The organism is Aureimonas pseudogalii (assembly GCF_014196835.1).
Lineage (GTDB): Bacteria > Pseudomonadota > Alphaproteobacteria > Rhizobiales > Rhizobiaceae > Aureimonas > Aureimonas pseudogalii.
Map to the genome: position 1 here is coordinate 900,431 of NZ_JACIEK010000001.1, position 22,186 is coordinate 922,616.

15 protein-coding genes are annotated in these 22,186 nt (G+C 69.1%); 9 read left to right on the plus strand and 6 right to left on the minus strand.

What is annotated here, in order from left to right:
* The first annotated feature begins 176 nt into the window (after window positions 1-176).
* The 9 genes from GGR04_RS04140 (at window position 177) to GGR04_RS04180 (ending at window position 13,436) form a co-directional block, all read left to right on the plus strand.
* A complete protein-coding gene (locus GGR04_RS04140; RefSeq protein WP_183198121.1) occupies window positions 177-1,706 on the plus strand; it encodes a glutamine synthetase family protein in 1,530 nt (509 codons plus the stop codon).
* The gene (locus GGR04_RS04145; protein ID WP_183198124.1) at window positions 1,699-2,988 is read left to right on the plus strand and encodes an NAD(P)/FAD-dependent oxidoreductase; all 1,290 of its coding nucleotides are present in this window, start codon (window positions 1,699-1,701) and stop codon (window positions 2,986-2,988) included. The genes GGR04_RS04140 and GGR04_RS04145 overlap by 8 nt, the downstream gene beginning before the upstream one ends.
* Before the next feature lie 87 nt (window positions 2,989-3,075).
* Window positions 3,076-3,693: a biliverdin-producing heme oxygenase gene (locus tag GGR04_RS24235; RefSeq protein ID WP_183198126.1), complete on the plus strand. Its 618-nt coding sequence runs from the start codon at window positions 3,076-3,078 to the stop codon at window positions 3,691-3,693.
* The gene (locus tag GGR04_RS04155) at window positions 3,690-6,281 is read left to right on the plus strand and encodes an HWE histidine kinase domain-containing protein (RefSeq protein WP_183198128.1); all 2,592 of its coding nucleotides are present in this window, start codon (window positions 3,690-3,692) and stop codon (window positions 6,279-6,281) included. The genes GGR04_RS24235 and GGR04_RS04155 overlap by 4 nt, the downstream gene beginning before the upstream one ends.
* Window positions 6,282-6,409: 128 nt before the next feature.
* Complete coding sequence (gene zwf, locus GGR04_RS04160) at window positions 6,410-7,888, plus strand: glucose-6-phosphate dehydrogenase (protein ID WP_183198131.1); 1,479 nt, start codon at window positions 6,410-6,412, stop codon at window positions 7,886-7,888.
* A 10-nt stretch (window positions 7,889-7,898) separates the two neighbouring features.
* Window positions 7,899-8,594: a 6-phosphogluconolactonase gene (pgl, locus tag GGR04_RS04165; RefSeq protein WP_183198132.1), complete on the plus strand. Its 696-nt coding sequence runs from the start codon at window positions 7,899-7,901 to the stop codon at window positions 8,592-8,594.
* Between the two features lie 82 nt (window positions 8,595-8,676).
* Window positions 8,677-10,494: a phosphogluconate dehydratase gene (gene edd, locus GGR04_RS04170; RefSeq protein ID WP_183198135.1), complete on the plus strand. Its 1,818-nt coding sequence runs from the start codon at window positions 8,677-8,679 to the stop codon at window positions 10,492-10,494.
* Window positions 10,495-10,581: 87 nt separating this feature from the next.
* Complete coding sequence (locus tag GGR04_RS04175) at window positions 10,582-11,361, plus strand: bestrophin-like domain (protein WP_183198137.1); 780 nt, start codon at window positions 10,582-10,584, stop codon at window positions 11,359-11,361.
* A gap of 113 nt (window positions 11,362-11,474) precedes the next feature.
* Window positions 11,475-13,436, plus strand: coding sequence for a polysaccharide biosynthesis protein (locus GGR04_RS04180; RefSeq protein ID WP_183198139.1), 1,962 nt, complete (start codon window positions 11,475-11,477; stop codon window positions 13,434-13,436).
* Window positions 13,437-13,546: 110 nt separating this feature from the next.
* On the opposite strand, the gene GGR04_RS04185 is transcribed toward GGR04_RS04180, so the two are convergent.
* The 6 genes from GGR04_RS04185 to GGR04_RS04210 all read right to left on the minus strand — a co-directional run bounded on the left by GGR04_RS04185 (window position 13,547) and on the right by GGR04_RS04210 (window position 22,073).
* Window positions 13,547-14,656, minus strand: coding sequence for an ABC transporter ATP-binding protein (locus tag GGR04_RS04185; protein WP_183198141.1), 1,110 nt, complete (start codon window positions 14,654-14,656; stop codon window positions 13,547-13,549).
* Between the two features lie 29 nt (window positions 14,657-14,685).
* Window positions 14,686-16,377 (minus strand): alpha-amylase family glycosyl hydrolase, encoded by a 1,692-nt coding sequence (locus GGR04_RS04190; RefSeq protein WP_183198143.1) that lies wholly within the window; start codon window positions 16,375-16,377, stop codon window positions 14,686-14,688.
* An 8-nt stretch (window positions 16,378-16,385) separates the two neighbouring features.
* Entirely contained in the window at window positions 16,386-17,228 is an 843-nt protein-coding gene (locus GGR04_RS04195) for a carbohydrate ABC transporter permease (protein ID WP_183198145.1), read from the minus strand.
* Window positions 17,225-18,211 carry a carbohydrate ABC transporter permease gene (locus tag GGR04_RS04200; protein ID WP_183198147.1) on the minus strand — a complete coding sequence of 329 codons (987 nt, stop codon included), beginning with the start codon at window positions 18,209-18,211 and terminating at the stop codon, window positions 17,225-17,227. Before GGR04_RS04200 ends, GGR04_RS04195 begins: the two co-directional genes overlap by 4 nt.
* A 115-nt stretch (window positions 18,212-18,326) precedes the next feature.
* Window positions 18,327-19,589: an ABC transporter substrate-binding protein gene (locus GGR04_RS04205; RefSeq protein ID WP_183198149.1), complete on the minus strand. Its 1,263-nt coding sequence runs from the start codon at window positions 19,587-19,589 to the stop codon at window positions 18,327-18,329.
* Between the two features lie 222 nt (window positions 19,590-19,811).
* Entirely contained in the window at window positions 19,812-22,073 is a 2,262-nt protein-coding gene (locus GGR04_RS04210; RefSeq protein WP_183198151.1) for a GumC family protein, read from the minus strand.
* Between the last annotated feature and the right edge of the window lie 113 nt (window positions 22,074-22,186).

Here is a 22,186-nt window from a genome sequence, read left to right on the forward strand (position 1 = left end):
GTGTCATTTCAATGACGGCGGCCGGCCGATCGCCCCTTTCCGCGCTGCGTTTCGGGGCCGGATCCGCCGATCCCCGGCAACCGCCCGCCGCCGTCGATCCGCCGGCCCGGCGCGCCTTTCGCCGCGCCGGGCGACAGGCTATGGTCGGCGATCCCCGCAACCGCCCGCAGGATTGCATGCCCGACCCTTCCCGCCCGACGAAGCTCGACGCGAAGACGCGCTCGAAGATCAAGCGCGACAAGCCGAAGCGCCGGACGGCAGAGGGCGGAGGATCGACGGCGGGCCGCGCCAGCCCGCCGAAGTCCCGCGTCCTCGAGGCCGAGCGGCCGGCCTATCTCGAGCGGCGCCGCGGCGTCGGCTCGATGGCGGAGGCCGCCGAATGGCTGCGGGTGCGCGGCATCGAGGATCTCGAGTGCATCACGCCGGATCTGGCGGGCGTGGCCCGCGGCAAGATGATGCCGGCCAAGAAGTTCACCGGCAACACCTCGCTCGCCCTGCCCTCCGCGCTGTTCATGCACACGATCTCCGGCGAATACCCGGACGAGACCGGCGAGTTCCGCTATTCGCCGAACGACGGCGACCTCAAGCTCGTGCCCGATCTCTCCACCCTCTCGGAGGTGCCCTGGGAGAGCGACGCCACCGCGCAGGTGATCTGCGATCTCGTGGACACGGCCGGCGCGGCCGTCGGCTACACGCCGCGCAACGTGCTGAAGCGCGTGCTGCAGCTCTATGAAGAGCGCGGCTGGCAGCCGATCGTGGCGCCCGAGATCGAGTTCTACCTCGTCTCCAAGAACGTCGATCCCGACTACCCGCTGACCCCGCCGATCGGGCGCTCGGGCCGGCAGATCTCCGGCGGGCAGGCCTATTCGATCGGCGGCGTCAACGAGTTCGACGAGCTGATTGACGACATCTATCACTTCTCCGACCGGCAGGGCCTGGAGATCGACACGCTGATCCACGAGGACGGCGCGGCGCAGCTCGAGATCAACCTGCGCCACGGCGATCCGATCGAGCTCGCCGACCAAGTCTTCATGTTCAAGCGCACGATCCGCGAGGCCGCGCTCAAGCACGACATCTACGCCACGTTCATGGCCAAACCCATTCAGGGCCAGCCGGGCTCGGCGATGCACATCCACCAGTCGGTGATCGACCTGAAGACCGGCGCCAACGTCTTTTCCAACGACGACGGCTCGCCCTCGCAGCTGTTCTACCACTTCATCGGCGGCATGCAGCGCTACGTGCCGGCGGCGCTCATCATGATGGCGCCCTACGTCAACTCCTACCGCCGCCTCACCTACGGCATGTCGGCGCCCACCAACAACGCCTGGGGCTACGACAACCGCACCACGGCCTTCCGTATCCCGTCCTCCGACGCCTCCTCGCGGCGCGTCGAGAACCGCCTGCCCTCCTCCGACGCCAACCCCTATCTGGCGCTCGCCGCCTCGCTGGCCTGCGGCTGGCTCGGCATGGTCAACGCCGTCGACCCCGACCAGCCGACCGACCGCACGGTGAACGAGGACGGCATCATCTCGCTGCCCCGGGGCCTGCTGGAGGCCGTCGCCGCCTTCGAGGCGGAGGAGGCATTCCACGAGGTGCTCTCGCGCGAGTTCGTGGGCACCTATGCCGGCATCAAGCGCGGCGAGTTCGAGACCTTCATGCAGGTCATCAGCCCGTGGGAGCGCGAGTTCCTGCTGCTCAATGTCTGAGCCCTACCAGTCGCCGATCTCGCCTGGCCGGTCCTGGTACGAGGATTCGGTGCCCGATCGCCCGCGCCATCCCCGGCTGGAAGGCTCGGTCCAGGCCGACGTGCTCGTGGTCGGCGGCGGCTTCACCGGGCTGTCGGCAGCGCTGCATCTGGCCGCCAGCGGGGTGCGCGTCGTGCTTCTCGAGGCCGCGCGGCTCGGCGACGGCGCCTCGGGGCGCAACGGCGGCCAGTTCGGCACCGGCCACCGCGTCTGGCCGGAAGACCTCGAGGCGAGCCTCGGCCTGGAACGCTCGCGCCGCCTCTTCGCGCTGGCCGAGGAGGCGAAGGCGCATCTCCACGAGATGATGGCGACGCACGGCATCGACGCCGACTACCGCCCCGGCCAGATCTCCCTCGTCCACAAGCGCCGCTACGTCGACGAGTTCCGCCGCCATGCCGCGATCCTGCGCGATCGCTACGACTACCCGCACGCCGCCTTCATGGACCGCGCCGAGACCGCCGAGCGCCTGGGATCGCCGGCCTATCATGCCGGGGTTCGCGACACCGGCACCGGGCATCTCCATCCGATGAAGCTCCTCGTCGGCACGGCGCGAGCCGCAGCTGCCGCCGGCGCCCGGCTCTTCGAGGAGACGCCGGTGCGCGCCGTGCGCCGCGAGGGCGGACACATCGTCGCCGAGACGCCGTTCGGCACCGTCACGGCCGACCGGGCGCTGCTCGCGACCAATGGCCACGGCGGCGGGCTCAACCGGCAGAGCGCCGCCCACGTCATGCCGATCCGCTCCTTCATCGGCGCCACCGAGCCGCTAGCCGAGCCCGCGCGCGTGTTGCCGGGCAACGAGGCGGCCGACGATTCGCGCTTCGTGGTGCGCTACTTTCGCAAGAGCGTCGACGGGCGCCTGCTCTTCGGCGGGCGGGAGGCCTATTCCTCGTCGGCGGGCGACATCGCCGGCCAGATCCGCCGCCAGATCGCCGACGTCTATCCCCATCTCGCCGACGTCGCGATCACCCATGCCTGGGGCGGCTCGGTGGCGGTGACGATGACGCGCATGCCCTATGTCGCCGAGCCGGAGCCAGGCCTGACGACCATCGGCGGCTTCTCCGGCCATGGCGTCCTTCTCTCTCACTTCACCGGACGCCTCTATGCCGAGCGCGTCGCCGGCAACCGGGACCGGCTCGCCGAGTTCGAGGATCTGCGCATTCCCTCCTTTCCCGGCGGCACCGCCTTGCGAAAGCCGCTGCTTTTCCTCGCCATGACTTGGTTCGCCCTGCGCGATCGGCTTTGACGGGCTTGCGCATTCGGCCCGAACCGGCCACCTGAGACGAGACTAGAAGCCGATCGCACGCCACGCCTTTTCCGGACGATTTTTCCCGTGCCCCAAGCCGCCTTCCCCGACGCCGCCGACGACCGCGCGCCGCCCACCCTGCGAGAGCGGCTGCGCATCGAGACTCGGCAGGACCACGAGGCGCTCGACGCCCTCTTCGACGGGATGCTGGAGGACGAGAGCGACCGACGCTACCGCGGCTTCGTCGCCATGAATCTCCTCGCCCACCGCGCGATCGAGCCGCGTCTCGTGGGCGCGCTGGCAGAGGCCGGCTGGCAGCCGGGAGACCGGCTGGAGGCCGCCGAGCGCGACGCGCGCGCCCTCGGGCTCGAAGCCGCCGAACCCCCGCCCTTTCCGCTCGCCCCCCTCGCGGTCCCGGCCGCCTTCGGCGTCGCCTACGTGCTGGAGGGATCGCGTCTCGGCGCGCGGTTCATGCTGAAGGCGCTCAAGGCGCGCGAAGCCGACGCCCCTCGAAACCGTCTGCCGACGCATTACCTTCAGGCTTCGGGCGACCCGTCGCCGTTTCGAAACCTCCTGACGGCGATGAACGAGGCTGGGATGACTGAGGACGACCAGACCCTCGCAATCGAGGCGGCGAGACGGACCTTCCGCTATTTCCGGCAGATCGCCGCGACCTGGCCCCACGACGGCGGCCCGCGAACTTGAGCATTGCCCCCGCTTCGGATCACACCGTCGACCTCACCAATTGCGAGCGCGAGCCGATCCAGTTCCTGGGTCGCATCCAGAATGTCGGCTTCCTCATCGCCGTCTCGATGGACTGGCTGATCGAGCGCGTCTCGGCCAATATCGGCGACTATCTCGCCGTCGATCCCGCCGCGCTGCCCGGCGAAGCGATGGTGGCCGTCCTTCCCGAGGCGAGCATCCATGCCATCCGCGGACGCCTGCAGATCCTGTCGGCCGACGACGGATCGGAGCGGCTCTTCAACTTCGACTTGTTGGGCACCGGCCAGCCCTTCGACGTCGCCATCCACGTCTCCGGCCAGACGATCGTCATCGAGGCCGAGCCGGCCTCCGAGCGGCCGGGCATCAACCCGAGCGCCCTCGTCAAGAGCATGATCGCGCGGGTCCAGAAGACCGCCACTCTCGACACGCTCTTCCGCGAATGCGTGCGCCAGCTGCGCGGCATCACCGGGTTCGACCGCGTCATGCTCTACCGCTTCGCCTCGACGGGCGCGGGCTCGGTGGTGGCCGAATCCGCCCGCTCGGGCATCGGCGCGTTTCTCGGCCTCAACTACCCGGCCACCGACATTCCCGCGCAGGCGCGCGCCCTCTACGTGCGCAATCAGATCCGCATCATCGCCGACGTCAACGCCGAAAGCGTCGCGGTCGTGCCCGAGCTTGATCCGCACGGAAAGCCGCTCGATCTCTCGCTGTCGGTGATGCGCTCGGTCTCGCCGATCCATCTCGAATATTTGCGCAACATGGGCGTCTCCGCCTCCATGTCGGTGTCGATCGTGATCGACGGCGCGCTCTGGGGCCTTTTCGCCCTCCACCATTACTCGCCGCGTCACCTGCCGCTGGAGATCCGCGCCGCGACCGAGCTGTTCGGCCAGATGGTGTCGCTCATCATCGAGGGGCGCCTCTATAAGGAGGCGCGGCGCGTCGACGAGGAGGCGCGCGCCCTGCACGACCGGTTCGTCTCCAAGATCGCCGCGGCCTCGCCCTCGATGGACACGATCGCGGAGTTCGCCGAGGATCTGCGCGAGATCATCCCGTGCGACGGTTTCGCGGTCTGGGCGAAGGGGGTGGGCAAATGCTTCGGCCAGTGCCCGACGCAGGACGAGCTGCCGGGCCTCGCGCGCTTCCTCAACCGCGCGGGATCGAGCCGCGTCTACGCAACGGACGAGCTGTCCGCGTTCCACCCGCCTGCCGCCGATTACGTGATGCGCGCGGCCGGCGTTCTCGCCATCCCGATCTCGCGCAGTCCACGCGACTACATCCTCTTCTTCCGGCGCGAAATCGTCCAGACGGTGGACTGGGCCGGCGATCCCAAGACCAAGGAAGTGATGGTCGGGCCGAACGGCGTGCGGCTCAGCCCGCGCAAGAGCTTCGAGGCCTGGAAGGAGACGGTCTACGGCAAGTCGCTGCCCTTCACCGACGCCGAGCGAAAGGCCGCGGAGGGCTTGCGCGTCTCGATCCTCGAAGTGCTGCTGCGCTTCAACGAGGAGACCGAGCGCCAGCAGAACCTCGCCACGCAGCGCCAGGAACTGCTGATCGCCGAACTCAACCACCGCGTCCGCAACATCCTGAGCCTCATCCGCGCGCTCATCGTGCAGTCGAAGCCGGGCGCTTCGAGCGTCGACGACTTCGCCCGCATCATCGGCGGCCGCATCCAGGCGCTGGCGCGCGCCCACGACCAGATCACCAGCGACCAGTTCGCCAGCACCTCGCTGCGCGACATCGTCAAGACCGAGGTCGCCGCCTATATCGGCGCCAAGATTGACCGGGTGCATCTCGAAGGCCCAGACATCTTCGTCGAAGCCATCACCTTCTCCACGCTCGCCCTCGTGTTCCACGAACTCGTGACGAACTCGGCCAAATACGGCGCGCTGTCGGATTCCTCCGGCAGCGTCCGGGTGTCCTGGCACATCGACGCCGACGACGGCTGCCGCATCACCTGGACCGAGAGCGGCGGTCCGGCCGTGACGCCGCCGGCGCGCCGCGGCTTCGGCTCCACCATCATCGAGCGCTCGATCCCACACGATCTCGGCGGCGAAGCCCGTCTCGACTATCGCCTCGCCGGCCTCGTGGCGCATTTCACCCTGCCCCAGACGGTGTTCCACCTCGATCGTCCCCGGGCGCCTGCCGAGCCCTTCGTGGAGACCGCCTCGACGATGCCCCTCACCGCCGTTCCGCATTCGCTGAAGGGCCTCGTCGGCCTCGTGGTCGAGGACAACATGATCATCTCGTTGGATGCCGAGCAGCTGCTGCTCGACAACGGCATGGAGAGCGTGTTCACCGCCGCGAGCGTCGCGGAGGCGCGCAAACTCATCGAGGCGCACCCGATCGACGTGGCCCTCCTCGACGTCAATCTCGGCTCGGAAACGAGTTTTCCGCTCGTCGGAAACCTCAACGCCAAGGCCATCCCCTTCGTGTTCGTCACCGGTTACGGCGAGGCGATCGATCTGCCCGCCGAGGCCGAGGATGCCCGCGCGATCAAGAAGCCCTTCGCCACCGAACAGCTCGTCGTCGCGATCGCACAAGCCGTGGCGAAACGGACCGGCCGGGCGTGACGAACCGCCGTCCCGACACCGCCGCGCCCGATGCGGCGCCGGCCCGGCTTTCCAATATCAATCGATTAGCATAAAGCCTTTCGGAAGGGTCCGAGGCCCTTTCGCGAGCCGAGCCGGAGGTGCCACCCGTGTCCAGTCAGATCATTCCCGTCGAATGCTTCGACTACATCGTGTTCGGCGGAAACGGCGATCTCGCCGAGCGCAAGCTTCTGCCCGCCCTGTTCCACCGCGATCTCGACGGCCAGATCCCCGCGGGCTCGCGCATCATCGGCGCTTCGCGCACCGCGATCTCCGACGAGGACTACCGCGCGTTCGCAAAGGCCGCGCTCGAGGAGCACGTGGCCGAGGGCGACCGGCAGACCGCCCCGATGGAGCGCTTCCTCTCGCGCCTGTTCTACCGTCAGGTCGACGCCAAGAGCGAAACCGGCTGGGCCGATCTCAAGGCGCTGCTCGACGAGGCCGGCGACAACCGCATCCGCGCCTTCTACCTCGCCGTCGGCCCGGCGCTGTTCGGCGATCTCGCCTCCGGCATCGACCGGCACGGCCTGTCGAACGATCGCACGCGCCTCGTGGTCGAGAAGCCGGTGGGACGTGATCTCGCCTCGGCGCGCGAGCTGAACGCCCTCATCGGCGAGCATTTCCGCGAGGACCAGGTCTTCCGCATCGACCATTATCTCGGCAAGGAGACGGTGCAGAACCTGATGGCGCTGCGCTTCGCCAACATGCTCTACGAGCCGCTCTGGAACAACGCCTTCGTCGACCATGTGCAGATCACGGTGGCCGAGAGCGTCGGGTTGGAGGGCCGCGCCGGCTACTACGATAAGGCCGGCGCGCTGCGCGACATGGTGCAGAACCACATCCTGCAGCTCGTCTGCCTCGTCGCCATCGAGCCGCCCTCCTCGCTCGGCGCCGACCCGTTGCGCGACGAGAAGCTGAAGATCCTGCGTTCGCTGAAGCCGGTCGACACGAAGAACGTCGAGCAGGTGACGGTGCGCGGCCAGTACAGGGCCGGCGCCTCGAAAGGCGGCGCGGTGAAGGGCTATCTCGACGATCTCGGCGAGCCTACCAGCGACACCGAGACCTTCGTCGCCATCAAGGCCGAGATCAACAACTGGCGCTGGGCCGGCGTGCCCTTCTACATCCGCACGGGCAAGCGCCTGTCGGAGCGCATGAGCGAGATCGTCGTCACGTTCCGGCCGATCCCGCACTCGATCTTCGACAATTCGGCCGGCCACGTGCAGCAGAACCAGCTCGTCATGCGCCTACAGCCGGACGAGGGCGTGAAGCAGTGGTTGATGATCAAGGATCCCGGCCCGGGCGGCATGCGCCTGCGCCACGTTCCGCTCGACATGAGCTTCGCCGAGTCCTTCCATGTGCGAAACCCCGACGCCTACGAGCGCCTGCTCATGGACGTGATCCGCGGCAACCAGTCGCTGTTCATGCGCCGCGACGAGGTGGAGGCCGCGTGGGAATGGGTCGATCCCATCCTGAAGGCCTGGGAGGAGATGAGCCTGAAGCCGCAGGGCTACACCTCGGGCACTTGGGGCCCCTCCTCCTCGATCGCGCTGATCGAGCGCGACGGGCGCACCTGGCACGAGCCGGATTGAGGGGGCCGCGATGAAGCGACACGACTACGCGACGCGCGCCGACCTCGCGCAGGCTCTCGCCGCCGGCGTCGCCGCCGTCCTGGCGGGCGGCATCGCGACGCGCGGCGAGGCCATCCTCGCCGTTTCCGGGGGTTCGACGCCGAAGCTCTTCCTGCAGACCCTTGCGCAGGCCGAGATCGATTGGTCCCGCGTCATCGTCTGCCTCGTGGACGAGCGCTGGGTGCCCGACACCAGCCCGCGCTCGAACGCCGCCTTCCTGCGGGAGAACTTCCTGCGAGGACGTGCGGCGGCGGCCCGTCTCGAACTGTTCCACGAGGACGGCCTCACCGCCGAGGAAGCCGAGCCCGAACTGACCCGGCGCTTCGGCGGCCTGCCCCGGCCCTTCGACGCGGTGATCCTCGGCATGGGCGGCGACGGCCACACGGCTTCGTTCTTTCCCGGCGGCGACAATCTCGCCCGCGCGCTCGATCTCGCCAGCCACGAGGCGGTGGTCTCGATGCGCGCCCCTGGCGCGGAGGAACCGCGCGTCACGCTCACCCTTCCGCGACTTGCCGACGCGCGGTTTCTGGCGCTCCATATCGAGGGCGAGGACAAGCGGCGCACGCTGGAGACCGCGATGGGGCCGGGGCCGACCGAAGAGCTGCCGGTGCGCGCGGTGCTCCGGCTCGACCGCGCCGAGCCGCTGCAGGTGTTCTGGGCGCCCTGACGCCGCCCGGGCGGCCCCTGGCGCCATCGACCTATCGCCGGGGTGCCGCCCCCGGCAGACGACCCGAACGAGGAAGTGACCCATGTGCGCAGATCGCCGCATCGAAGCCATCACGGATCGCATCCGCGAGCGCTCGCGCGCCACGCGCGAGGTCTATGTCGACCGCATCCAGACCCGCGGCCAGGCTGGCCCGAAGCGCTCCTCCCTCACCTGCGGCAACCTCGCGCATGGCTTCGCGGCCTGCGGCCCGACCGACAAGGAGCGTCTGGCCGGCGACCGGACGCTGAACCTCGGCATCGTCACCTCCTATAACGACATGCTCTCGGCGCATCAGCCCTTCGAGACCTACCCCGAGATCATCCGCCAGACGGCGCGCGAGGCCGGCGCCACGGCGCAGGTCGCCTCCGGCGTGCCCGCCATGTGCGACGGCGTCACGCAGGGGCAGGTCGGCATGGAGATGTCGCTCTTCTCGCGCGACGTCATCGCCATGTCGGCGGCCGTCGGGCTCTCCCACGACATGTTCGACGCCGCCGTCTATCTCGGCGTCTGCGACAAGATCGTGCCCGGCCTCGTCATCGCCGCCCTCTCCTTCGGCCACCTGCCGGCGATCTTCGTGCCGGCCGGCCCGATGACCACGGGCCTGCCGAACGACGAGAAGAGCCGCATCCGCCAGCTCTACGCCGAGGGCAAGGTGGGGCGCGAGGCGCTGCTGGAAGCGGAGTCGAAGTCCTATCACGGGCCGGGCACCTGCACCTTCTACGGCACGGCCAACTCCAACCAGATGCTGATGGAGATCATGGGCCTGCACACGCCCGGCTCCTCCTTCGTCAACCCCAACACGCCGCTGCGCGACGCGCTGACGCGCGAGGCGACGCGCCGCGCGCTCGCCATCACCGCGCTCGGCAACGAGTACACGCCCGCCGGGCTCGTGGTGGACGAGAAGGCCGTGGTGAACGGCGTCATCGGCCTGCACGCCACAGGCGGCTCGACCAACCACACGATGCATCTCGTGGCGATGGCCGCGGCGGCCGGCATCAAGCTGACCTGGCAGGACATCTCGGACCTCTCCGACGTGACGCCGCTGCTTGCCCGCGTCTATCCCAACGGCCTTGCCGACGTGAACCACTTCCAGGCCGCCGGCGGCATGGGCTTCCTCATCCGCGAGCTTCTCGCCCACGGCCTGCTGCACGAGGACGTGCGCACCGCCTGGGGCGCCGGCCTCTCGGCCTACACCGTCGAGGCGCGCCTCGGCGAGGACGGGCATTCCGTCGCCCGCGTGCCCTCGCCCGAGCTCAGCGGAGACCCGAAGGTGCTGACGACGCCCGCCATGCCCTTCTCCGCCAATGGCGGGCTGAAGATGCTGAACGGCAATCTCGGCAAGGCGGTGATCAAGGTTTCCGCGGTGAAGCCCGAGCGTCGCTTCGTCGAGGCGCCGGCGCGCGTCTTCCACGACCAGGACGACATGCAGCGCGCCTTCAAGGCCGGCGAACTCACCGGCGACTTCGTGGCCGTGGTGCGCTTCCAGGGGCCGAAGTCCAACGGCATGCCGGAGCTTCACAAGCTGACGCCCTCGCTCGGCGTGCTGCTCGACCGCGGCCAGAAGGTGGCGCTCGTCACCGACGGGCGCATGTCGGGGGCTTCCGGCAAGGTGCCCGCCGCCATCCACGTGACGCCCGAGGCCAAGGACGGCGGGCCGATCGGCAAGATTCGCGATGGCGACCTCATCCGCCTCGACGGCGAGGCCGGCACGCTGGAGATCATCGTCGACGCCGAGGAATGGGCGCGCCGCCCGCTCGCCGAAGCCGATCTCTCGGCCAACGAGCACGGCCTCGGGCGCGAACTCTTCGCCGTGTTCCGCCGCGCCGTCGGCACCGCCGACACCGGCGCCAGCGTCTTCTGACGAGCGCGGGCTCCTCGCCCCCTTGCGCGGGGCGAAGATCGAAGGCTCCATGCCGGCAGGATTTTGCCGCCGCCGTCGGAGGTTCGCATGCCGCCCTTCCTCGCGTCGGCCCTCATCGGCGTCGCCTTCGTCGCCGTGACCTCGCACGTCACGATCGCCAGCTATCTCGCGGCGCGTCGCCTCTTCGGGGCCGTGGACGAGGCCGACCGCACCTATGACGTCGCCGCCACCGTGGCGGTGCGCATCGCCGCGCTGCACGGGCTGATTCTGGTGCTGGTCTATGCGCAGGAACTCGACGCCTACCGGGACCTGCGCGCAGACCTCATCGAGGAGGCCGTCGCCGTCTCGGACGTGTTCAACGACGTCCGCCGCTATGGCGGTCCGGCCGTGGCGCCGGTGCAGGCGGGGCTGGCGCGCTACGTGCGGCTCGTCGTCGACGACGAGTGGGATCGGCTCGGGCGCGGCCAAGGCCTGTCGCCCGCCGCCTGGATCCAATGGAACGACGCCTACGAACGCCTGCTCGACCTCGAACCCGCCAGCGATCGCGAGCGCTTCCTCGCCGGGCGGCTGCGTGATCGCATCACCGCGATCGCGCGCCTGCGCCAGTCGCGCGAGGCCACCTCGATCGACCGGTTCCCGACGCTGTTCTGGGCTCCGGCGCTGATCGGCCTCGTGCTCGTCGCCGCCCCGCTCTTCGTCTTCCGGCCGACGCGCTTGCATCTCGCGCTCATCGCCCTGTTCGGCGCCTATGCCGGCATCATCCTCTTCTTCATCTACGGCTTCTCCAATCCCTTCGCGGTGCCCGGGCGCCTGGAGCCCACGGCCTTCGAACGGCTGCTCGCCGGCGACATCGGCGCGCCGCCGTGATCGAGCCGGCGGGCCCCGGATTTCCCCTGCGGCCCGGGATCGGCTAGAGCTTGCGGCGTCCCGCTCGGCCGTTGCCTTCCGCGGGTCCGCCGTCTTCGATCCCGGATTTCGCCATGTCGCGTCGTCGCCTTCCCCGTCTGCCCCGCGGCTCGCTCCGGTCCTTCGGCATCGTTCATGACGTCGCGATCTCCTGCATCGCGATCACGCTCTCGCTCGGCCTCGCCTTCGATTTCTACCCGCTGGCGATCTCGTGGCAGCTTTGGGCGCTGATCGCTTCGTTCACCGCGCTCTCGGCCGCGATGTTCCCGCTCTTCTCGCTCAACAGCGGCGCCTGGCGCTACGCCTCGCTCCTCGACGTCGTGTCGATCGTCAAGGCGGTGACGGCGATCAACGTCGTCTTCCTCATCGGCAACTTCATCCTCTTCCGCGGCCAGTACTTCCCGCGCTCGGCCTTCGTGATGACCTGGTTCATCATGATCGTCGGGCTCGGCGGCCCACGCCTCGCCTACCGACTCTACAAGGAGCGCGGCCTCTCGGAGCGCTTCTTCGACACCGGGCTGGCGAAGGCGCGCACCCAGCACGTGCTGCTCTACGGCTTCAACGACAACGCCGATCTCTTCATCCGCGACGCCCGCCGCTCGCACGATCCCGTGCATATCGTCGGGCTCATCGACGCCCGCCCGAAGAACCGCAAGCGCCAGCTCCATGGCGTGCGGGTGCTCGGCTCGCTCGACGAACTCGGCGAGGTCGTGCAGAAGGCCGAGCACGGCGCGACGCCCGTGACGCAGCTCATCGTGACGCAGACCTCGCTTTCGCCGGCCGAGCTGTCGCGCGTGGTCGAGGCCGCCGCGCCCTTCCAGATCGCCGTGAAGCGCCTGCCCGACATCTCGCGCGCCGGCGGCGTCGACCGCGACCAGCCGATCGAGGCACTGCCGGTGTCGCTCGAGGATCTTCTCGGGCGCACCGAGATCGATCTCGACATCGCCGAGGTCGCCCAGCTCATCCGCGGGCGCTGCATCGCGGTGACCGGGGCCGGCGGCTCGATCGGCTCCGAGCTCGTCAACCAGATCGCCGCCTTCGAGCCCGGCCGCATGGTGCTGGTGGATGCCAACGAGTTCAACCTCTACTCGATCGGCAAACGGATGGAGCACGCCCATCCCGGCGTCGCGGTGGTGGAGCGCATCGTCGACGTGCGCCAGGCCGAGCGGGTCCGCGCGGTGTTCGCGCAGTGGCAGCCGGAGGTGATCTTCCACGCCGCCGCGCTGAAGCACGTGCCGATCGTCGAGGAGAACCCGCTCGAGGGCATCGAGACCAATCTCCTGGGCTCGCGCAACGTCGCCGACGCCGCGCTCGCCTGCGGCGCGCTTGCCTTCGTCATGGTCTCCACCGACAAGGCGGTGAACCCGACCAACGTGATGGGCGCCACCAAGCGCGCAGCCGAGGCCTATTGCCAGGCGCTCGATCTCTCGCAGGCCGGCACGCGCTTCATAACCGTGCGCTTCGGCAACGTCATGGGCTCGGCGGGCTCGGTGATCCCGCTGTTCCAGGCGCAGCTGGCGCGTGGCGGGCCGCTGACGGTGACCCATCCCGACATCACCCGCTTCTTCATGACGATCCCCGAGGCCTCGCGCCTCATCCTGCACGCCGCCGGCCACGGGCTGGGATCGAACGCGGCGCGCGGCCAGATCTTCGTGCTCGACATGGGTGAGCCCATCCGCATCGCCGAACTCGCCGAGCGGCTGATCCAGCTCGCGGGCCTACGCCCGCATCAGGACATTCCCATCGCCTTCACGGGCCTGCGCAAGGGCGAGAAGCTCTTCGAGGAGCTGTTCGGCGATGGCGAGACCCGCGAGAAGACCGGGCGCTCCGGCCTCCTCATCGCGCGTTCGCGCGTCTCCGACATCAACTTCCTGCGCCGCAATTTCGAGGCGATCACGCTGGCGCTTCGCGAGGGCGACGCGCCGCGCGCCGTGGAGCTGCTGGCCCATATCGTGCCGGAATACGCGCGCTCGCGCGCCGAGCCCGCGCTGATCGGCACCGACGAGATCCGCCTGCTGCGCCCGCCGGAGGCCTGAGGCCGGTGCGAGCATGTCCCTCGGCAGCCGGGACGGCTGTCATGCCCGGACGATGCGTCGCCGCAAGACGATGGGGCCCGTCCGGGTGAACCAGACAGGCTCCACCCCCCTCAGGCGGCGAGCCGCTGCAGACCCCGGATCGCCCGCCCCTCCGGCCCGAACAGCCGGATCGCTCCGGCGTCGGCCTGAAGATGCACCGTCGCGCCGCGCGCCAGATTCACCGCGCCAGGAAGCTTGGCCACCAGCGGCTCGCCGCCCTGCCCGAGATCGACATAGACGAGCGTCACCTCGCCGAGCGGCTCGGTGAGCGTCACGGTGCCCGTCAGAATGGCATTGCCGGGCTCGCCGAGGCGAAGATCCTCGGGACGCACGCCGAGATGCACCGCCGCACCTTGCAGGCCAGCCGCCGTCGCGCCGGGAAAGCGGATGGTGCGCCCATCTGGCAGCGCGATCTCGCTGGCCGCCCCGGCCCGCGCCAGCGTCGCCGGCAGGATGTTCATGGCGGGCGAGCCGATGAACTGCGCGACGAAGAGATTGTCGGGATCGGCATAGAGGTCGAGCGGCGCGCCCACCTGCTCCACTCGGCCCTTGTTCAGCACCACGATCCGGTCGGCGAGCGTCATCGCCTCCACCTGATCGTGGGTGACGTATATCATCGTCGTGCCGGGCATGCGCTCGTGCAGGCGCGCGATCTCGATGCGGGTCTGCACCCGGAGCGCCGCATCGAGATTGGAGAGCGGCTCGTCGAACAGGAAGACCTTGGGGTCGCGCGTGATGGCGCGCCCGATCGCGACGCGCTGGCGCTGTCCACCCGACAGGGCCTTCGGCAGGCGGTCGAGATAGGGCTCGATCTGCAGGATGGCGGCGGCGCGGCGCACGCGCGCGTCGATCTCGGATTTCGGCGTGCCCTTCTCCAGCGTCAGGCCGAAGGCCATGTTGTCGTAGACGCTCATATGCGGATAGAGCGCGTAGGACTGGAAGACCATGGCGATGCCGCGCTCCTTGGGCGTGCGCTCGTTCACGACCTGGCCCTCGATCTCCAGCGTGCCGCCGCTGATCTCCTCCAGCCCCGCGATCACCCGCAGCAGCGTGGACTTGCCGCAGCCGGAGGGGCCGACGAAGACCACGAACTCGCCCGAGCGGATGTCGAGGTCGATCCCATGCAGCACGTCCACCGCACCGTAGGACTTGCGCACGTCGGAGAGCTTGAGAGAGGCCATGCTGCGGTTCCTTGCCGGGAAGCGGAGGGTCAGGGGCGACGCGCGAGGAGAAAGCCGTGCCGGGGAAGACGAAGCGGATCGGGCGCCGCATCCTCTCGGCCGGGACCGATCGGGATGGCGCCGTCGAGAAGCGCGATGCCGGCGAGATCCGCCGACTCGCCCGAAAGGTTGAAGACGCAGACGATGCGCTCCGATGCGAGAATGCGGTCGAAGGCGAGAAGGCCGGGGCCGAGATCGTGGAAGGCGATCTCGCCCTTCACGAGCGCGGGATGCGCGCGGCGGAAGGCGAGGAAGGCGCGGTAGAATTCGAGGAGCGAGCCTTCGCGCCCCGCCTGGCCGTCCACGGCGAGCGCCAGATGCTCGGCCGGGATCGGCAGCCAAGGTCGGGCGTTCTGGGTGAAGCCGCCCTGCGGGGCTGCGCCCTCCCAGACCATCGGCGTGCGGCAGCCGTCGCGCCCCTTGATCGTCGGCCAGAAGCGCTTGCCCCAGGGATCGACGATGTCCTCGTAGGCGATCTCGGCCTCGGTCTGGCCGATCTCCTCGCCCTGGTAGAGGCAGACCGAGCCCCGCATGGTGAGAAGGATGGCGGCGGCGAGGCGCAGGATCGCCTCGCGGTCGGCGTGGCCCTCGGCCCAGCGGGTGGCATGGCGCGTCACGTCGTGGTTGGAGAAGGCCCAGCAGGGCCAGCCGTCGGCGCCGACCTCGGAGAAGCGCTCCACCACCGGGCGGATGTCGTCGACCTCCGGCAGCACGGTGTTGAGGAAGTCGAAGGCGTAGCACATGTGCAGGCGGTCGGTGCCGCGTGTGTATTCGCCCATCAGTTCGAGACCACGGATGAGCTCGCCCACCTCGCCGATGGCGGTGGCCGCCGGATATTCGTCGAGCAGCGCCCGGAAGCGCTGGAGGAAGGCGAGGTTCTCCGGCTGGTTCTTGTCGTAGAGATGGTCCTGCCAATTGTAGGGCCGGTCGCGCGGTGCCGTGCGCTCGTTCCAGAACGGTTCGGCCAAGGGCGGGTTGTCGCGCAACGCGGCGTCGTGGACGTAGAAGTTCACGGTGTCGAGCCGGAACCCGTCGACGCCCCGGTCCAGCCAGAAGCGGACGACGTCCAGCATCGCGTCCTGCACCGCCGGGTGGTGGAAGTTGAGGTCGGGCTGCGAGATCAGGAAGTTGTGCAGGTAGTATTGCCCGCGCCCGGCGTCCCACTCCCAGGACGAGCCGCCGAAGTTCGACAGCCAGTTGTTCGGCGGCGAACCCTCCGGCTTGGCATCGGCCCAGACGTACCAGTCGGCGCGCGGATTGGTGCGGTCGCGCCGGCTCTCCATGAACCAGGGATGGCGGTCGGAGGAGTGCGACAGCACGAGGTCGATCATCACCTTGAGGCCCAGCGCGTGAGCGCGGGCCACCAGCGTGGCGAAATCGGCGAGCGTGCCGAAGATCGGATCGACGTCGCGATAGTCCGAGACGTCGTAGCCGAAATCCTCCATCGGCGAGCGCATGAAGGGCGAGATCCAGACCGCGTCCGCGCCGAGCGCGGCGATGTGGTCGAGCCGCCGGGTGATGCCCTCGAGGTCGCCGATCCCGTCGCCGTTCGAGTCCTGGAACGAGCGGGGATAGACCTGATAGATCACCGCGCCGCGCCACCAGTCGCGGTCCACCGGCGCGCCGGCCGGGGTCTCGGGGTCGGGCGCGATGCCGGTAACGGGTCGGTCGAATTCGAGCATGCGGAGGGTCAGCCTTTGACGCCGCCGGCGGTGAGGCCGGAGATGATCTTGCGTTGGAAGACGAGGACGAGGACGATCAGCGGCACGGTGACCACCACGGAGGCCGCCATGATCGTGCCCCAGGGCACCTCCTGCTCGGAGGCGCCGGAGAGGAGCGCGATCGCCACCGGCACGGTGCGCGTCTCGTTGTTGGCGACGAAGGTGAGCGCGAAGAGGAACTCGTTCCAGGCGGCGATGAAGGCGAGGAGGCCCGTGGTCACCAATGCCGGCCACATGAGCGGCAGGAAGACGCGGCGGATGATGGTGAAGGGCGAAGCGCCGTCGACGATCGCCGCCTCCTCGATCTCGATCGGCAGATCGCGCATGAAGGTGGTGAGCACCCAGACCGTGAAGGGCAGGGTGAAGATCATGTAGGCGAAGATCAGCGACCAGAGCGTGTTGTAGATGCCCATCGCCCGGATCATCTCGAACAGCCCGGCGAGCACCGCGATCTGCGGGAACATCGACACCGCGAGGATGGTGAGGAGAAGCAGCCCCCGGCCGCGGAAGGAGACGCGCGACAGGGCGAAGGCGGCGGTGACGGCGAGGAAGAGCGAGATCGCCACCACCGAGACCGCGACGACAACGGAGTTGAGCACGTTGCGCAGGAAGGTGCCGGAACTCAGCACCGTCTCGTAGTTGATCAGCGAGAAGGCGCGCGGCCAATAGTCGATGCGGAAGAGGTCGGTGCCCGATTTGAAGCTCGTCAGGATGGCGTAGTAGAACGGGAAGATCGAGAACAGGACGACCGCCACGACGAGGGCGTAGAAGCCGACCTGCCCGGCCGTCCGCTTGAGGGCGCGGGCGCTCATCGACCGCCTCCCGAAAGGTCGAGGCGCGCGGCCTTGATGTAGATCAGCGTGATGCCGGCGATGACGAGGAAGAGAACCGTCGAGGCGGCCGACCCCTGCGCGAAATTGTCGAACTGGAAGAGGTTCTCCTGCGCGTAGACGCTCATCGTCTTGGTCTGGTTGTTGTTGGGCGTCAGCACGTAGATGAGGTCGAAGACGCGCAGCGCGTCGAGCGCGCGGAAGATCACGGCGACGAGGATGGCCGGCCGGATCAGCGGCAGCGTCACGCGGAAGAACACCTTCACCGGGTTCACGCCATCGATCTTCGCGGCCTCGTAGACGTCGCCCGGCACCATCTGCAGGCCGGCCAGGATCAGCAGCGCCATGAAGGGCGTCGTCTTCCAGACGTCGACGATGATGACGGCCAGCATGGCGGTGTCGGGTGAGGCGGTCCAGGCGATCGGCGCGGAGATGATCCCGACGGAGACGAGCATGTCGTTGAGGATGCCGAACTGGTCGTTCATCATCCAAGCCCACATCTTCGCCGAGACGATGGTGGGGATCGCCCAGGGGATGAGCACGGCGGCGCGCACGAGGGCGCGGCCGGGAAAGTTGGCGTTGAGCACGAGCGCGAAGACGAGGCCGAGCACAGTCTCGATCGACACCGAGATCAGCGTGTAGCGAACCGTGTTCCACACCGCCTGCCACCAGACGGGATCGACGAGCAGCCCGAAGGCCTCGCCCTCCCCGTCGCCGTAGTCGACCCATTCGTAATAGTTGCGGAACCCCACGAACTTGGCGCCGGCGAGATCGCTCAAGGTCGCGTCGGTGAGCGAGAAGCGGATCGTCTGCAGCAGCGGGTAAGCCGCCACCAGCGCGAGAACGAGGAGCATCGGCGCGAGGAACAGCCAAGCCGATCGGCGTCGCTCGCGCGTCAGCCGCGAACGGCCGGGAACGGAGGGCACGGTTCGGATCGGGGATGCGCCGGCATGGACGTCTGCCATGGTGATCGCCTCGTCGGAAGCTGCGGGGAAGCGAAGGGGAGCGCGGCGGCCGCCCTCGTCCTGCGTCGAGGCCGGTGGCGCTCGCCGCCGGGCTCGCGGATCGGGCGGGAGCGTCCTACCAGTCGCTGCGCTTCAGGCGGCGCATCTGCTTTTCGAGCGCGTCGAGATTGGTTGCAGCGTCGCCCTGGTCCGACAGGGTCTTGTTCACCGCCGTCCAGAACTGCTGCGAGACCTCGTTGTACTTGGCCTTGGTCGGCGCGGAGGGACGGGGCGTGGCGTTCTCGAAGACGCTCTTCCACTTTGCGACCAGCGGCTGCTGCGCCTTGATGTCGGCGTCGTCGTAGAGCGTGGTGATCGTCGGCAGGCGGGCGGTGCCCAACGCACGGGACTTCTGCGACTCGGCCGAGGCCAGGAACTTCACGAGTTCGATCGCGGCGTCCTTGTTGGGCGAGTATTGCGACACCGCCAGGTTCCAGCCGCCGAGGCATGCGGCGGACTGACCGCCCTCGCCGGCCGGCAACGGCACGGCCTCGAACTTGCCCTTCACGGCCGAATCGGCGCTCGCGCTCAGCGGATAGGCGTAGGGCCAGTTGCGCATGAACACAGCATTGCCGGTCTGCCAGACGCCGCGCGACTCCTCCTCCATGTAGCCGAGCACCCCGGCCGGCGCGATCGTGCCGACCCAGCCCTTGGCCATGTCGAGCGCCGCCGCGGCTTTGGGATTGTTGACGGTGATCTCGCCTTCGGGCGAGACGATCTGGCCGCCGCCGCTGGAGGCGATCCATTCGAGCGCGTCGCAGGTGAGCCCCTCGTAGGCCGCGCCCTGGAAGACGAAGCCGTTCATCTGCGGGTTGCCGCCGGCGCGCTCGCCGTCCTGGATCTCCTTGGCCGTCGCGGCCATCTCGCTCCAGGTCTTCGGCACGCCCTTGCCGTATTTCTGCAGGAGATCCGTGCGGTAGTAGAGGGCCGGCGCGTCGGCATAGAGCGGCATGGCGACGAGCTTGCCGTCCACGGTCTGCGACTGGATGATGGCGGGCGAGTGCTGGGGCAGCACGTCCTTCATCGCCTCGGTGAGATCGACGAAATTGGCGGCGAGTTGCGGCGCCCAGATGACGTCGGTGCGATAGACGTCGACGTCGGTGTTGCCGGCCGAGAGCCAGAGCCGGTACTGGCCGAACTGGTCGGTGGTCGAGGCCGGCATGGTGACGATCTTCACCGTGTGTCCGCTCGCGGCCTGGAACTGGTCGAGCTGCGCGCGCATCTCCTCGACGTCCTTGCCGATCGAGCCGAGCACGATCGACAGTTCGGCGGCCGAGACCGGGCCGGCGAAGGCGGGCATCGCGGCCAAGGCGGCGGCCCAGAATGTCCAGCGGATCATAAGCGACGTCCTCCCTGCGCGGCGCGCGGACCGGATCGGTCCGTTCGCCGCCTTCTGCCGGGTCGTGGCGCTCACCTTGACGAAGCGATACGCCGACTCGGCACTCGTGAGGACAGAATTGACGCAAGGAAATGATTTGGGAAGACCGCCGGCGGGTCTGCCATCAAATTCAACTTGAGGGCGAGCTCGTTCTGCCCTTCGATGATCGCGGAGGGCGAGCGGTCAGGAGGCTTCGCGCATCGCGGGTTTGCGCCGGCGGCGGGCCGCCTCGCGGGTGAGGCTGATCCGGTCGCGCTGCGGGTCGGCGGTCTCGAGCGTCGGCTCCGCCTCGGGTGCGGCGTCCATCAGGGGAGCGGGGCGATCGTCGTCTACACGCGACGCGGGCACCGGCCGCCGCGATCCGATCTCGCGAATGCGCTCACGCAGCAGCGCCCGCCGAACTTCGATGTCGCCCGTGACCGCGACGGGATTGGCGCCGGCCTCGGCGGTTTCGCCGTCCGGTCCGGCCGCGACGGGTTCCGCCGCCGGCATCGTCTCGGGCGACGCTGAAGCAGGATGATCGGCCGCCGCGTCCATCGTCTCGGGTCGCTCGGCCATTTTGACGGCCTCGGGTGCCGGCGTCTCGCGCTCTTCGGTAATCTCCGGCGCAGCCTGCGACACAGGCGTCACATCGGCGAGACCGTCGTGGACCGCAGCCTCGGAACCATCCTGCGCCGTCTCGCCGTGGTGCCGATCGGCTGTGGACGCCGGAACCCTCTCCGGCAGGGGGTCGGTGACGTGGCGATCGGCAACGGCAGCGTCGCTCCGCTCGCTTGCAGGCCCGCGCAGCGCCCAGCCGGCCGCCATCGCTTCGGCGCGTTTCGCCGTCTCGGCGGCGCGCTCGACCGTCGGCCTCTCGGTCGTGACGACCGCGCCGGCGGGACCGGCACGGCCGGCCGACAGATGAAGCCGCTGCGCGCCATAGGCGGGCTGCGGGCTAGGCGTCTCGTGCTGCGTCTCGCCCGACCATCTTTCGACCGAGAGCGAACGGGCGGGCCGGCGCACCAGCGACACGAGCCCGGCGACGAGGGCGACGCCGGCGCCGAGCATCAGGCCGCAGACGAGGCCGAGGATCGCGATCAGCTTGCGCGAGGATCCCGACGGGTCCATCGGCACCACGGCGTCGGAGATCACCCGCACGTTGGCGGTGTTCAGGCTCTCCTGCTCGCTCGTCTGGCGGGCGCGCAGCAGATAGGCCTCGTAGACGGCGCGCGAGGCGTCGACCTCGCGCTCCAGCTCGCGCAGCCGCACGAAGGCGCCGCTCGTCTCGATCTGGCGCGAGCGCAGCGTGTCGATCTGGCTTGAGAGGTCGCGCTCGGTCTGCTCGGCGCGGGCGAGCTCGGTCTGCGCCGAGGCGACGATGCGGGCGAGCTCGCCCTGGATGGCGCGGCGGGCAGTGGCGACGGCCTGCTCGGCGGCGATGCGCTGGGGATGGCGCGGTCCCAGGCGCGTGGTGAGGATCGCCTGGTTCTGGGCGGCCTCGGAATAGGTCTGGCGAAGCCGCAGCAGCGATTCGGCGTTCAGCCCTTCCGGGTAGGAGCCGCCGACGACGTCGTCGACGTCGGCGCGGCGCAGCGATTCGGCGCGCACGTTCAGCGAGGTGATCTGCGAGCGCACGTCGGCGAGCTGGTTGTTGACGCGGGTGATGTAGTCGTCGTCGATCAGCCGTCCGCCGACGCCGACGAGCTTGTTCTCGGCCTTGTAGGTCTCGACCGCGCCTTCCGCCTCAACCACGCGCTGGCGCAGTTCCGCGAGGCGCGAGGAGAGCGCCGCCGTGGCGCGCCGGGCGACGTCGGACTGCGCACGGCCCTGCTCGGCGATGAAGACCTCGGTGGTGAGGTTGGCGAGACGGGCGGCCTTTTCGGGATCCTCCGACTTCACGGCGAGGCTGATGACGAAGCTGTTGGCGGTGCGCGTCGCGCTCATGCGCTCGCGCAGCGCGTTGATCGTCACCTGCTCGCGGTCGCGCACGGCCTTGGCGGGATCGCGCGAGACGAGCGCCGAGATCAGCGAGGTGATCCGCGAGACGGCGTTGGTGCGCGTGCCGTTGAACTCGGGATCGGCGGCAAGCGAGGTCTGCGCCACGACGCGTCCGAGCACCGAATTCGAGGTCATCACCGCGATCTGGCTCTCGATCAGCGCCAGCGTCGCGTCGGTGGTCATGCCGGTAGGCGTTTCCGTCACCTCGTTCTGCACGAGATTGAGGTTGCGTGGATCAATGACGATCTGCGTCACCGCGGTGAACTGCGGCGGGATGGTGCTGGCGTAGCTGCCGGCCAACACCAGGCCGACGACGCCCGCCAGAAGCACCATGCGCCGACGACGCCAGACCTCGCCGGCCACGGCCAGCGGATCGAACAGGCTGCGAGCCGGATCGGCGGATGCGGGAGAGGACGCCGCAGGCGTCGCGGCTCGGGCGGCATCGGTGCGGTCGGCGTAGAACATCCGGAATGGCCCGTCGGCAGGAGGGAGCGATTGCGCGTTCGGCCCGCGGCGCCCTCGCGAGGCGCTCCGGGTCCGTCCGGTTCCCTGAACCATCGGGCAACATGGCAAAGAAA

Excerpts from the sequence above, each read along its gene's own strand:
- pgl (WP_183198132.1), top strand. The coding sequence starts at position 7,899 with ATGAAGCGACACGACTACGCGACGCGCGCCGACCTCGCGCAGGCTCTC.
- GGR04_RS04180 (WP_183198139.1), top strand. The coding sequence starts at position 11,475 with ATGTCGCGTCGTCGCCTTCCCCGTCTGCCCCGCGGCTCGCTCCGGTCC.
- GGR04_RS04190 (WP_183198143.1), bottom strand. The coding sequence starts at position 16,377 with ATGCTCGAATTCGACCGACCCGTTACCGGCATCGCGCCCGACCCCGAG.
- GGR04_RS04195 (WP_183198145.1), bottom strand. The coding sequence starts at position 17,228 with ATGAGCGCCCGCGCCCTCAAGCGGACGGCCGGGCAGGTCGGCTTCTAC.
- GGR04_RS04140 (WP_183198121.1), top strand. The coding sequence starts at position 177 with ATGCCCGACCCTTCCCGCCCGACGAAGCTCGACGCGAAGACGCGCTCG.
- GGR04_RS04145 (WP_183198124.1), top strand. The coding sequence starts at position 1,699 with ATGTCTGAGCCCTACCAGTCGCCGATCTCGCCTGGCCGGTCCTGGTAC.
- GGR04_RS04200 (WP_183198147.1), bottom strand. The coding sequence starts at position 18,211 with ATGGCAGACGTCCATGCCGGCGCATCCCCGATCCGAACCGTGCCCTCC.
- edd (WP_183198135.1), top strand. The coding sequence starts at position 8,677 with ATGTGCGCAGATCGCCGCATCGAAGCCATCACGGATCGCATCCGCGAG.
- GGR04_RS04205 (WP_183198149.1), bottom strand. The coding sequence starts at position 19,589 with ATGATCCGCTGGACATTCTGGGCCGCCGCCTTGGCCGCGATGCCCGCC.
- GGR04_RS04185 (WP_183198141.1), bottom strand. The coding sequence starts at position 14,656 with ATGGCCTCTCTCAAGCTCTCCGACGTGCGCAAGTCCTACGGTGCGGTG.
- GGR04_RS04175 (WP_183198137.1), top strand. The coding sequence starts at position 10,582 with ATGCCGCCCTTCCTCGCGTCGGCCCTCATCGGCGTCGCCTTCGTCGCC.
- GGR04_RS04210 (WP_183198151.1), bottom strand. The coding sequence starts at position 22,073 with ATGTTCTACGCCGACCGCACCGATGCCGCCCGAGCCGCGACGCCTGCG.